The 11,773-nt window shown below is 75.5% G+C and carries 10 protein-coding genes; 5 read left to right on the top strand and 5 right to left on the bottom strand.

Annotated features, from left to right (window positions below; translation table 11 throughout):
- Positions 1-133 precede the first annotated feature (133 nt).
- Positions 134-1,891 (bottom strand): PP2C family protein-serine/threonine phosphatase, encoded by a 1,758-nt coding sequence (locus ABTY15_RS24035; protein WP_350598419.1) that lies wholly within the window; start codon positions 1,889-1,891, stop codon positions 134-136.
- A 257-nt stretch (positions 1,892-2,148) separates the two neighbouring features.
- Here ABTY15_RS24035 and ABTY15_RS24030 point away from each other — a divergent pair, with 257 nt between their 5' ends.
- Positions 2,149-3,390, top strand: a complete 1,242-nt coding sequence (locus ABTY15_RS24030) for an ROK family transcriptional regulator (RefSeq protein WP_350598415.1) — start codon at positions 2,149-2,151, stop codon at positions 3,388-3,390.
- A 175-nt stretch (positions 3,391-3,565) separates the two neighbouring features.
- On the top strand, positions 3,566-4,081 hold the full coding sequence (locus tag ABTY15_RS24025) for a hypothetical protein (RefSeq protein ID WP_350598410.1): 516 nt from the start codon (positions 3,566-3,568) through the stop codon (positions 4,079-4,081).
- Positions 4,082-4,144: 63 nt separating this feature from the next.
- Here the strand turns inward: ABTY15_RS24025 and ptsP are convergent, their stop codons facing one another.
- Positions 4,145-5,803 carry a phosphoenolpyruvate--protein phosphotransferase gene (gene ptsP / locus ABTY15_RS24020; protein WP_350598405.1) on the bottom strand — a complete coding sequence of 553 codons (1,659 nt, stop codon included), beginning with the start codon at positions 5,801-5,803 and terminating at the stop codon, positions 4,145-4,147.
- Complete coding sequence (locus ABTY15_RS24015; protein WP_350598398.1) at positions 5,800-6,072, bottom strand: HPr family phosphocarrier protein; 273 nt, start codon at positions 6,070-6,072, stop codon at positions 5,800-5,802. The genes ptsP and ABTY15_RS24015 overlap by 4 nt, the downstream gene beginning before the upstream one ends.
- 350 nt (positions 6,073-6,422) lie before the next feature.
- Between ABTY15_RS24015 and ABTY15_RS24010 the strand changes: the two genes are divergently transcribed.
- The 3 genes from ABTY15_RS24010 to ABTY15_RS24000 all read left to right on the top strand — a co-directional run bounded on the left by ABTY15_RS24010 (position 6,423) and on the right by ABTY15_RS24000 (position 10,293).
- Positions 6,423-7,184: a DeoR/GlpR family DNA-binding transcription regulator gene (locus ABTY15_RS24010; RefSeq protein ID WP_350598393.1), complete on the top strand. Its 762-nt coding sequence runs from the start codon at positions 6,423-6,425 to the stop codon at positions 7,182-7,184.
- Positions 7,181-8,140 (top strand): 1-phosphofructokinase, encoded by a 960-nt coding sequence (gene pfkB / locus ABTY15_RS24005; protein ID WP_350598389.1) that lies wholly within the window; start codon positions 7,181-7,183, stop codon positions 8,138-8,140. The genes ABTY15_RS24010 and pfkB overlap by 4 nt, the downstream gene beginning before the upstream one ends.
- Before the next feature lie 107 nt (positions 8,141-8,247).
- A complete protein-coding gene (locus ABTY15_RS24000; protein WP_350598385.1) occupies positions 8,248-10,293 on the top strand; it encodes a PTS fructose transporter subunit IIABC in 2,046 nt (681 codons plus the stop codon).
- Positions 10,294-10,422: 129 nt separating this feature from the next.
- Here the strand turns inward: ABTY15_RS24000 and ABTY15_RS23995 are convergent, their stop codons facing one another.
- Both ABTY15_RS23995 and ABTY15_RS23990 read right to left on the bottom strand, forming a co-directional pair.
- Positions 10,423-11,220, bottom strand: a complete 798-nt coding sequence (locus ABTY15_RS23995) for a hypothetical protein (protein ID WP_350598378.1) — start codon at positions 11,218-11,220, stop codon at positions 10,423-10,425.
- Positions 11,217-11,747, bottom strand: a complete 531-nt coding sequence (locus ABTY15_RS23990; RefSeq protein ID WP_350598374.1) for a SigE family RNA polymerase sigma factor — start codon at positions 11,745-11,747, stop codon at positions 11,217-11,219. Before ABTY15_RS23990 ends, ABTY15_RS23995 begins: the two co-directional genes overlap by 4 nt.
- Between the last annotated feature and the right edge of the window lie 26 nt (positions 11,748-11,773).

The raw sequence follows: 11,773 nt of genomic DNA, 5'->3' as shown, positions 1-11,773 counted from the left end.
TGCCGGCGAAGCGACCTCGTACTGGGTCGTACTCGGGCGTTTCGCCGGTGCGTCCAGCCGGGATGCCCGGCGTCGCGCGCCCGGCGGGAATTGTCAGACAGGCCCTAGGACCGGCGGCCCCGGCCGGGCGGGGTCAGCGGGCCTTGGGGCGGGCGGCGAGCAGGGCGATGTCGTCCTCGGCGGCAGTGGCGGTGGCGAGGGAGTGCAGGACGGCGTCGAGCAGCTCGTCCAGCTCGCCGCCGGTGGGCAGGCGCAGCGCGGCGAGCCGGTCGAGGGAGACGTCGATGTCCTCGCCCCGCCGCTCCACCAGGCCGTCGGTGTACAGCAACAGGGTCTCGCCGGGCACCAGCGGGTGGCTGACCTGCTCGTAGCCGCCGAGGCCGGTGCCGAGCGGCGGGCCGGTGGGGACGCGCAGGAGCTCGGTGGGGCGGTCCGGGGCGATCAGGGCGGGCGGCAGGTGGCCGGCGCTGGAGAGCGTCCAGCGGTCGCGGCCCGGGTCGGCGAGGACCAGCAGGCAGGTCGCCGGGCGGGCCGAGTCGTTGGCGGAGATGACGGTGTCGAGCTGGCGCAGGATCCGGTGCGGCGGCAGGTCCATGCTCGCGATGTCGCGCAGCGTCGAGCGGTACTGGCTCATGTCCACGGCCGCCTCGACGCCGTGCCCCATCACGTCGCCCATCGCGAGCAGGGTGCGGCCGAACGGCAGCCGGACCGTCTCGTACCAGTCGCCGCCGACCACCGAGCTGGTGCCGGAGGGCAGGTAGCGGGAGGCGAGGCCGAGGTTCTGGTGCGGATTGCCGGGCTCGCTGAGCAGGGCGCGCTGGAGTTCGAGCGCGATGCCCTGGGAGCGGGTGTAGCGGCGGGCGTGGTCCAGGCCGATGGCGGCGCGGGAGGCGAGGTCGCCGAGCAGCGCGGCCTCGTCCGGGGTGAACGCGGGGGTGGCGGCGGTGCGTCCGAGGGTGAGCAGGCCGATCAGCCGGCCGCGGGCGGCGAGCGGCAGGACGAGCAGCGAGGCGATCCCGGCGGCCGCGTAGTCGGCGGCGGGTCCGGTGTCGCCCGGGCCGGGCTCGGTGAGCAGCGCGACCCCGGCGGTGAGGCTGCGGGCGCCGGCCGAGCCCTCCCGGTGGCGGACGGACTCGCCGGGCCGGGCCAGCGCGGCGAGCGCGGGCCGCACGGCGGGGGTGGCCTCGACGGCCGCGCGGTGCAGTCGCTGGGACGCGGCGCGACCGGCCCGGGCGGGTTCGGCCTCGGGCGGCAGCACGTCGACGACGGCGAGCTCGGCGAGGCCGGGCACGGTGAAGGCGGCGAGTTCGGCGGAGGTGGTGCCGATGTCCAGGGTGGTGCCGATCCGTTCGGCGGCGGCGTCGAGCAGGGCGAGCCTGGTCCGGGCCTGTTCGAGCGCGTGCAGCTGGTCCCGGGCCGGATCGGGGTCGTCGAGGACGACCACCACCACGCCGGTGGTGCGGCCGGCGTGCACCAGCGCCCGGTAGCGCACCCGCAGGCCGGGCGGCACCGGTGAACCGGTGCCGCCGGGGCCGCCGGTGACCTGCTCGCGGTCGCGCCCGTCGGCGAGGACCCGGCGCAGGGTGGCCAGGGCGCCCGCGAACGGGGTGGCCTCGGCGGGACGGCCGAGCAGGTCCGCCCGGCGCAGCCCGGTGACGGCGGCGAACGCGGCGTTGAGGTAACGCCAGCGCAGCCGCTCGTCGAGCAGTGCGAGGCCGACCGGGGCGGTGGCGAGGACGGCGCCGAGCGCGTCGCGCAGTGCGCCGGGGTTGTCGCCCTCGGTCACGGTACCGCCGCTCGCGGCGAGGGCCGCCGCCGCTGCCGCCAGGGACCGGCTGTCCGGTGTCGCGGGTGGGGCGTCCTCTGCTCGGTGGCCGTGCCGGAACTGCATACGCCCATGATCACGCCCTGGGGCGCGGCACGCCCACAAGAGTGGGAAACCTTGACGGTCCGGTGTCCGTGGTGTAACCGATCAGCCACCTGGTGTGCACACGGACGGACCCTACGGGACGGGCACGGGCCCTGGTGGAGGGCGTTCTGACCAACGGTCATACTTTGGGCGGGCCCGCGCTCCGCACCGGGAACGGGCCACCCCCACCGCCGCCGTGGCCGACCGCCGCTGCCGCCCGCCCAGACCGGAGGAACCCGATGAGCCACCTGCCGACCCGCCTCCCGGCCACCGGGATCCCGGTCGTGCCGTGGAACCGGCAGCGGCTGCGCAGCAACAACGAGTGGCTGCTGCTCGAACTGCTGCGTACCGGCGGCGGCTCCTCGCGCGCCCAGCTGGCCCGGGACACCGGCCTGTCCAAGCCGACCGTCTCCGCCGCGCTCGCCGCGCTGGAGCAGGCCGGGCTGGTCCGCGCGGCCGGGCGGGTGGCGCCCGAGCGCGGCCGTACCGCCGTGCTGTACGAGGTCGAGCCGACGGCCGGGCACGTGCTCGGCGTGGACATCGGGCGGGCACGGCTGCGGGTCGCGGTCGCCGACCTCGCCGGGACGGTGGTCGCCCGCCGGGACGTGGCCAACCGGGGCCGCTCGGCCGACGCCGTCGCCGACGCGGTGGTCGCCGCCGCGCACGAGGCCACCGCCGAGGCGGGCCTGGCCGCCGCCGACATCGTGCACGCGGTGATCGGCACCCCGGGCGTGTGGGACGAGGAGCGGCGCGGGGTCCGGTACGCCACCAGCCTGCCGGGCTGGGGCAGACCGGGTCTGTTCGACCGGATCGGGGAGGGCCTGGGGACGGCCGTCACCGTCGCCAACGACGCCAACCTCGCGGCGCTCGGCGAGTACACCCTCGGCGCGGGCCGGGGCAGCCGGATGTTCGCCTACCTGCTGGTCGGCACGGGGCTGGGCGTGGGGGTGGTCAAGGACGGGGAACTGCTGGTCGGGGCCCACGGGGCGCTGGGCGAGATCGGGATGGTGCCGCTGCCGGGGCCCGCCGGCGCGGGGTTCGGCTCCGGCTCCGGCTCGGGAGCCGAGGAGCCGGTGGTGACCATCGAGCAGGAGGCCGCGGCGGAGGCGGTGGTCCGGACCGCCGTCGAACTCGGCATGCCCGGCACGCCGACCGCCCGGCAGGTGTTCGAGCGGGCCCGGGCCGGCGACCCGGCGGCGGTCGGCGCGGTCGACCGCGAGGTGACCCAACTCGCCTACGCCCTCGCGGTGCTGTCCGCCGTCCTGGACCCGGACCGGGTGGTCCTGGGCGGCGGCATCGGCTCCAGCGCGGACCTGCTGCTGGAGCCGCTGGAGCGGGCGCTGAACCGGCTCGCCCCGATGCGGCCGCGGCTGGCGCCCAGCCTGCTGGGGGAGGAGGCGGTGCTGCTGGGCGCGGTGGCGACGGCGCTGGAGACCGCCCGCCCCGAGGTGTTCGAACGCCGGACGGCCGCCTCGGGGTGAGCAAGCCCCTTCCGGGGGTGCGTGCGGCGGAGCGTGACGGCCCCCGGGTGGGTGGTGACGTTCGGTGGTCGGAAGGTCTCGATCTGCCAACGGGTGTGCGAACCGTGTCCGGCGTGTGTGCGGGCCCTGCTTGAATCGCACGCCTCACCCAAACGGAACGGAGCGTTCTCTCCCCATGCCTTCACGGATACCCGGTCGCCGCCGCGCGGCCGGCCTGGCCGGATTCGCCGGACTCGTCCTCACCGTCGGTCTGGCGCTGACCGGTTGCGACCCGTCAGCGGCCGACGGCGGCACCCGGGCGACGTCCTCGCCGACCGCCACGGCCACGGCCGCTGCCACCGCCACGGCCACCGCTGCGGCGACCACGGCGGTGACCACCCCGCCGCCGCCGCCCGCCGCATCGACGGTCACCCCGACGCCGGCCGCGCCCGCACCGGCGAGCTCCCACGCGCAGCCCCCGGCGAGCGCGGTGCCGCAGCCGAAGGCGACCACCGCGCAGCCGCCGACCGACCCGGCACCGCAGCAGACCACGGCGGCCGCGGGCGACTGTGAGCTCCGGTCCGCCGCGGGGAACTGCTACGAGGCCGGCCAGTTCTGCCGCACCGCGGATCTGGGGAAGAACACCCACGACGCCAAGGGCCGGGTGATCTACTGCCGGATGGTCAGCGGCAAGCCGCACTGGCAAGCCTGAGCGTGGCCGAACTCGTCGTGAGGGCGCCGGGTCCGCGGCGGCCCGGCGCCCGGAAGGTGCGGATCAGCGTCCGGCGAGGTGCGACCGGACCTTGCCGCGGGCATCCGCGGCGTCATCGGCGAGCAGGGCCAGCTCGGCGAGTTCGCGGCACTGCGCGAGGGTGTGGGCGGCCAACGCCGCCCGCACCTCGGGGAGCGCGGCGGGTGCGGCGGACAGGCTGGTGATCCCGAGACCGACCAGGACCAGGGCGAGTGCCGGGTCGGCGGCGGCCTCGCCGCAGACGCCGATCGGACGGCCGTGCGCGGCCGCCGCTTCGGCGGCGGTGGCGACCAGTCCGAGCAGGGCCGGCTGCCACGGGTCGAGCAGCTCGGCGAGGGTGCCGAGCGTCCGGTCGGCCGCGAAGGCGTACTGGGCCAGGTCGTTGGTGCCGATGCTGAAGAAGTCGCAGGACTCGGCCAGCCGGTCGGTCCGCAGCGCGGCTGCCGGGACCTCGATCATCGCGCCGGCCAGCGGCAGGCCGTGCGCGCGGACCCGGGCGGCGAACTCGGCGGCCTCACGGGGGATCGACACCATCGGGGCCATGACCCAGACCTGCGCGGTGCTGTCCTCGGCGGCCTCGGCGATCGCGGCGAGCTGGGTCTCCAGGAGCTGGGGGTCGCGGGCGGCCGTCCGCAGGCCGCGGACACCCAGGGCAGGGTTCTCCTCGTCGGCGGAGGTGGCGAAGGGCAGCGGTTTGTCCGCGCCCGCGTCGAGGGTGCGGACGACCACCCGGCGGCCGGCGAAGGCCGCGAAGACCTTCCGGTAGGCGGCGGCCTGTTCGGCGCGGCCCGGTGCTTCGGCGCGGTCCAGGAAGAGGAACTCGGTGCGGAACAGGCCCACGCCCTCGGCGTCGGCGGCGGCCGCGCCGGCCAGCTCGTGCGGCGCACCGAGGTTGACCAGCAGGGCGACCGGGTGGCCGTCCGCCGTCCGGCCCGGTCCGCGGACCGCGGCCGACAGCTCGCGGCGGCGGCGCTCCCGTTCGGCGGCCCGGCCGAGCGCCTCCGGGCTCGGGTCGGGCTCGACCACGCCGTCCGCGCCGTGCACCAGGACGTGCCGGCCGTCCGCCAGCTCCATGGCGCCGGTGCAGCCGACCACGGCCGGCACGCCGAGCGCCTTGGCGAGGATGGCCGTGTGGCTGGTCGGTCCGCCGCGGACGGTGACCACGGCCAGCACCTGGGCGGGGTCGAGCAGCGCGGTGTCGGCGGGCGCCAGGTCGTCGGCGACCAGGACGTACGGGTGTCCGGGGTCGGGCAGACCGGGTACCGGCAGGCCGAGCAGGTGCGCCACGGCGCGGTCGCGCAGGTCGTCCAGGTCGGCGGCGCGCTCCGCGAAGTAGCCGCCGGCGGCGACCAGCGCGGCGCGGAAGCCGTCGAAGGCGGTGGTGAGCGCGTGGGCGCCGTCGGTGCCCTGCTCGGCGAGCTCGGCGGCCCGGTCGGCGAGGACCGGGTCGGCGGCCATCATGGCCTGGGCCGTGAGCACCTCGGAGCCGGGGCCGCTCGCGCGGGCGGCGCGCTCGTCCAGGTCGGTGACGACCGCACCGAGGGCGGCGCGGACCGCGGCCACCTCGGCCGCCGGGTCGGCGACCGCCCTCGGGGCGGGCAGCGGGACCGGGGGCGCCATTCGGGCGACCGGGCCCGCCGCGCTGCCGGTGCCGACACCGATCCCGCGGATCAGGTCGCTCATGCCGCTGCGTCGAGGTCGGCGGCGAGCAGCTCGGCGAGCGTCCGGAGCGAGTCCTGGGCCCCGTCGCCTGAGGCGCTGAGCTCCAGGGTGTCGCCGCGGCCGGCGGCCAGGGCGAGGACGGACAGCAGGCTACGGGCGTCGACCGGTGTCTGGCCCGGGCGGCCGACGGTGACCTTGACCGGCTGTCGGGCGGCGGCCTGGACGAACAGGGACGCCGGGCGGGCGTGCAGACCGCTGCTGGAGCCGACGATGACCTGGATCGAGTGCATGGGAGTCCTCGGGGGAGATGGCGGAGAGGATCCGCCGACCCGGGTGGGAACCGGGCCGGCGGGAGGGTGGAGCACGGTGGCCCGCGCGGAGGGTGAAGCGCGGGCCACCGTGGTCGGTGCCTGGTCCCCGCGGTACGGGGGCGGTCGCGGGGACCAGGCGGCCTGTGGTTTCACGCCCGTTAGCGCGTTGTTTCGGTTGGTTCTACGCCCGATTGCGCGGAGATGTCAACACATTCGGGCGTATTCCACGGAGTGGACGAGAGGCGGAGCAAGCTCTTGCTTTTTTGTCCGAAGCGCGTATGGTCGGGCGTCACCAGGCGTAAACGGACATGAAACGGACCCAATCCCACATGTATGCACCGGAGCGGCAGCAACAGATCCTCCGCCTCGCCCAGGAGCAGGGCAGGGTGGACGTGCAGACGCTGGCCGAGGACTTCGGCGTCACGCAGGAGACCATCCGGCGCGATCTGAGCACCTTGGACCGGGCCGGCCTGCTGCACCGGGTGCACGGCGGGGCGCTGCCCGTCGGCGCGCTGCACCTGGAACCCGGTCTGGCCGAACGGGACTCCACGGCCGCGGCCGAGAAGGAGCGCATCGCCAAGGCGGCCCTGGCCCTGCTGCCCGGCGAGGGCAGCGTGATCCTGGACGCCGGGACGACCGTCTCCCGGCTGGCCGGCCTGCTGCCCTTGGACTGCGCCCTCACCGTCGTCACCAACGCCCTCCCGGTCGCGGCCCGGCTGGCCGACCACCCCGCGCTCTCCCTCCACCTGGTCGGCGGGCGGCTGCGCCACCGCACCCAGGCGGCCGTCGACTCCTGGGCGCTGCGCGACCTGGCCGACATCCACGCGGACGTCGCGGTGGTCGCGACCAACGGGTTCTCCATCGAGGGCGGACTGTCGACGCCGGACCTCGCCGAGGCCGCAGTCAAGAGGGCCATGCTCGCCGGTGCCCGCCGGGTGGTCCTGGTGGCCGACTCCTCCAAGTACGGCGCCCGTCACTTCGCCCGGTTCGGCTCGCTGGACCAGGTCGACGTGCTGGTCACGGACACTGGACTGACCGACGAGCAGGCCACCGAGATCGAGAACCACGGACCGGAAGTCATCCGCGCATGATCGTCACCATCACCCCCAACCCCAGCCTCGATCGCACCTACGAGCTGGGAACGCTCACCCTGGGCGAGGTCAACCGAGCCGGGCACGACCGGCTCGACCCGGGCGGCAAGGGCGTCAACGTCTCCCGCGCGCTCACCGCCGCAGGCCACCGCACCACGGCCGTCCTGCCGCTGGGCGGCCTCTCCGGTGGGCTGCTCTCCGACCTGCTGCGCCATCAGGGCATCGACGTCGCGGCGGTCGCCATCGCGGGCGACACCCGGATCAACGTCTCGATCGCCGAGAACGGCGGCAGCCTCACGAAGATCAACGCGGTGGGCCCCGAGCTCAGCGCCGCCGAGTCGGCCGCGTTGCTGGCTCGCGTCCGCGACACCCAGCAGGCCGGACGGGGCAACGGGAACACCGTCGGTTGGCTGGCCTGCTGCGGCAGCCTGCCGCGCGGACTGGCGCCCGAGTGGTACGCCGAGCTGGTCGCGCAGGTGCACTCGGGTGGCGCCCGGATCGCCCTGGACACCTCCGGCCCCGCGCTGCTCGCCGCGCTCTCGGCCCGTCCCGACGTGGTCAAGCCCAACCGGGAGGAGCTCGCCGAGGCCGTGGGCCGCCCGGTCGCCACCGTCGGCGACGCCGTGGACGCGGCCGGGGAACTGCGCAAGCGGGGCGCCCAGCAGGTCCTCGCCAGCCTCGGTGCGGACGGCATGCTGCTGATCGCCGAGGAGGGCAGCTGGTACGGCAGCGCACCGGTCGCCGTCGTCCGCAGTGACGTGGGAGCGGGCGACGCCTCGCTCGCGGGCTTCCTCGGAGCCGGTGGCACCGGCCCCGAGGCACTGGCGGCGGCCCTGGCGCACGGCGCCGCCGCCGTACAACTGCCGGGGAGCGTCATGCCGACCCCGGCCGATCTGGACCCGGCCGCGGTGGTCGTGACGGCGGACATCCCGTACGAACGACCGCTTCGCGGCTGAGAACCGCCTCCAGCCGGAGGCAGCACCGCCCGACCGTGTGGGACGGAACGGCGACCATTCCCGGGGGCAAGGGAACACTGTCAGGCACCAGTTGAAGGACCGACACGATGAGCGACACCAGCGGACTGATCACACCCGCACTCGTTGACCTCCACCTCGCCCCGGCGGACAAGGGCGAAGCCCTCCGCACCCTCGCCCAGCGGCTGGTCGCCGAGGGCCGGGTGACCGACCTCGACGGCTTCCTCGCCGACGTGGCCGCCCGTGAGGCCCAGGCCCCGACCGGGATGGGGGACGGCATCGGTATCCCGCACTGCAGATCACCCCACGTCACGCAGCCGAGCCTGGCCTTCGGCCGCAGCACCAGGGGTCTGGACTTCGACGCCCCGGACGGCCGGCCCGCCGACCTGGTCTTCATGATCGCGGCGCCGGCCGGTGCGGACGACGCCCACCTGCAGATCCTCGCCGCGCTGGCCCGCCGGCTGATGGACCCCGCGTTCACCGGCGCCCTGCGCGACGCCGAGAGCCCGGGTACGGTCGCGGCCCTGATCAACGGCGAGGAGGCACCGGCCGTCGCTCGCGAGAAGGCCGTCGCTCCGGAGAAGGCCGTGGGTGCGGAGCCGACCGCCGTCTCGGAGCCGACCGCCGTCTCGGAGCCGGCCGCCGCCGACGGCGGGCTGCGGCTGGTGGCGGTGACCTCCTGCCCGACCGGCATCGCGCACACCTACATGGCCGCCAAGGCCCTGGAGCTGGCCGCCGCCCGGGCGGGTGCGCGGATCCAGGTCGAGACCCAGGGGTCGGCCGGGACGACGGTGCTGGCCCCCGAGGTGATCGCCGAGGCCGACGCGGTGATCTTCGCCCATGACGTGGAGGTCCGGGACCGCGCCCGCTTCGCCGGCAAGCCGACCGTGGACGTGGGCGTGAAGGCCGCCGTCAACCGCCCCGACGACCTGATCGCCCAGGCCGCCGGGCTGGTCGCCGAGGCCGGCAGCGGCGCACGTCCCGCCACCGCACGGGTGGCCGCACCGACCGCGCCGGCGGGCGAGCACTGGGCCCAGCGGCTGCGCAAGTACCTGATGACGGGCGTCAGTTACATGATCCCGTTCGTCGCGGCGGGCGGCCTGCTGATCGCCCTCGCCTTCGCCATCGGCGGCTACCAGATCGCCTCCGCGCCGTCCGTGCTGGGCGACTTCGACTGGACCTCCTCGCACAGCTGGGCGGCGATGCTGTTCCAGACCGGCAAGACCTCCTTCGGCTTCCTGGTCCCGGTCCTCTCCGGGTACATCGCCTGGGCGATCGCGGACCGGGCGGCACTGGCCGCCGGCATCGCCGGCGGTGCCGTCTCGGTGGCGGTCGGCGCGGGCTTCCTCGGCGGCATCGTGTCGGGCCTGGCCGCGGGCTTCCTGGTGCTGTGGATGATCCGCTGGAACGTGCCGCGCGCGATCAAGGGCATCATGCCGGTCGTGGTGATCCCGCTGCTGTCGGTCGCGGTGGTCGGCTTCCTGATGTTCGTGGTGGTCGGCTCGCCGATCGCCTCGGCGATGCGCGGCCTGACCGACTGGCTGAACGGCCTCTCCGGCTCCAACGCGATCCTGCTCGGCCTGCTGCTCGGCGCGATGATGGCCTTCGACATGGGCGGTCCGCTGAACAAGGTCGCGTACACCTTCGCGGCCGGTGCGCTCACCACCGCGGGCACCACCCCGGACGCCGGCAGCCTCAAGGTGATGGCTGCCGTGATGGCCGCCGGTATGACCCCGCCGCTGGGCATGGCCCTGGCCACCGTCGTCCGGCGCGGCCTGTTCACCCCCGACGAGCGGGAGAACGGCAAGGCGGCCTGGGTGCTCGGCGCCTCGTTCATCACCGAGGGCGCGATCCCGTTCGCGGCGGCGGACCCGCTGCGGGTCATCCCGGCGAACATCGTTGGCAGCATGACGGCCGGCGGACTGGTGATGGCCTTCGGCTCCACCCTGCGGGCCCCGCACGGCGGGATCTGGGTGCTCCCGCTGATCGGCAGCCCGTTCCTGTACCTGCTCGCGGTCGTGGCGGGCACGGTGGTCACCACGGCGGTGGTCGTGCTGCTCAAGGGGATGCGGAAGGGCGTCGCCCCGGCGGTCGTGGACTCCCTCGTCGCCGAGAAGGAGCTGGTCGGCGCCTGAACCGGCGGCCCGTGAGGTGCGTCCGGGGCGATCCGGCAGGCTCGGATCCAGGACTGTGCAGGGCGCCCGCTCGTTGGAGCGGGCGCCCTGCGCGTGTCCGGGGCGGCCCTCATCCCGCCGGGGCGGAGCTCACCCCGCCGGGGCGAGTCCTCCCCAGACGGAGGCGGTGCCGCCCGTCGACTGGGCCTCGACGCGGTAGCTGTCGCCGCCGGCACTGCGCACGCCGGCGGCGTGGTTGAACTGGCAGGCGAACTCGTGCTGCCCGGTCGGTACGGTGCGGCCGGGCTTGAGGACCCAGCGGTAGGTCAGCACGCCGCCGGACTCCTGGACGGTGACGGTGAAGTCGTCGCCCGGCAGGGTCTGCCAGGTGCGGGCGTCCCGCACGTCGCCGGTCTGGGCGACGCGCATTTCCACGGTGAGCGAGGTGAGCTGCTGGGTGGTCCTGAGCACGAGGTTGTCCTGGCCCCAGTACCCGTTGCTGTGCGGGTCGACCGATCCCGCCGACCACAGCGGCCCGTTCTGGGCCCGGCCGGCGGCCGACGGGGTCGGATGCGGGCTGGTCGGGGCGGCGGTGGCCGGGGCTCCGATGATCGGGGCGGTGGTGGCCGGGGCGGTGGTGGCCGGGGGCGCCGGCCGGGTCGGCGTCGGCGTGACCGTCGGCGACGGAGCGGCCGGAGCCGTGGTGGCGGTCTCCGCCGGCGGCGTGGGCCCGACGATTCCCGCCACGGCGAGACCGCCGGTCGCCAGGATTCCGGCGCCGGCCAGGCCGGCGATCACGGCCCTGGGCCAGGACCGCAGACCCGAGCGCGTGCGGTGCCGGACGGCGGGGCGGACTGCACCGCGCTGCACGCGGGCCAGCATCCTTGCCCGGTCGGGCCAGTGGGCCTCGGCCGCCTCGCGCAGCTGCTGGGTGATGTGATCGTTCACCGGTTCCTCCTTCCTGTCGCCAGTTCGCCGACCGCTCGTGCGCCGAGCAACTGTTGCAGCTCGGCCATCCCCTTCGAGGTCTGGCTCTTCACCGTACCGACCGATATCCCGAGCGCCGCCGCGGCGTCCTTCTCCGACAGGTCGAAGGCGTGCCGCAGCACCACGCACGCCCGCTTGCGGAACGGCAGCCGGGCGAGCGCCGCGCGGACGTCCAGCACGCCTGCGACATCGGGTCCTTCGGTCTTCTCCGGGCTGCGGGACCAGAACAGCAGGACGCGGCGCCGCTCGCGGACCGCGCTGCGGATCCGGGCCCGGGCCATGTTGGCGACCACCCCGCGGGCGTAGGCGAGGGGGTGGTCGGCCGCACGGAGCCGGTCCCAGCGCTGCCACAGGGCGAGCAGGGCGTCTGCGGCGAGGTCGTCGGCCGCGTCCGTCTCGCCGGTCAGGAGATGGGCGAGACGGGCGAGTTCAGCGTAGTGGCGTTCGAAGAAGTCGTTGAACTCCGCGGACGCGTCATCGAGGAGCATGTCCCCTGGTCGCCCTCCCCCTGCAA

The organism is Kitasatospora sp. NPDC097643, from assembly GCF_040302625.1.
Classification (GTDB): domain Bacteria; phylum Actinomycetota; class Actinomycetes; order Streptomycetales; family Streptomycetaceae; genus Kitasatospora.
This window is presented reverse-complemented; position numbering and strand designations above follow the sequence as displayed.

Coding starts and splice junctions, on each gene's coding strand:
- ABTY15_RS24035 (WP_350598419.1), bottom strand. CDS start 1,891: ATGCAGTTCCGGCACGGCCACCGAGCAGAGGACGCCCCACCCGCGACA.
- ABTY15_RS24030 (WP_350598415.1), top strand. CDS start 2,149: ATGAGCCACCTGCCGACCCGCCTCCCGGCCACCGGGATCCCGGTCGTG.
- ABTY15_RS24025 (WP_350598410.1), top strand. CDS start 3,566: ATGCCTTCACGGATACCCGGTCGCCGCCGCGCGGCCGGCCTGGCCGGA.
- ptsP (WP_350598405.1), bottom strand. CDS start 5,803: ATGAGCGACCTGATCCGCGGGATCGGTGTCGGCACCGGCAGCGCGGCG.
- ABTY15_RS24015 (WP_350598398.1), bottom strand. CDS start 6,072: ATGCACTCGATCCAGGTCATCGTCGGCTCCAGCAGCGGTCTGCACGCC.
- ABTY15_RS24010 (WP_350598393.1), top strand. CDS start 6,423: ATGTATGCACCGGAGCGGCAGCAACAGATCCTCCGCCTCGCCCAGGAG.
- pfkB (WP_350598389.1), top strand. CDS start 7,181: ATGATCGTCACCATCACCCCCAACCCCAGCCTCGATCGCACCTACGAG.
- ABTY15_RS24000 (WP_350598385.1), top strand. CDS start 8,248: ATGAGCGACACCAGCGGACTGATCACACCCGCACTCGTTGACCTCCAC.
- ABTY15_RS23990 (WP_350598374.1), bottom strand. CDS start 11,747: ATGCTCCTCGATGACGCGTCCGCGGAGTTCAACGACTTCTTCGAACGC.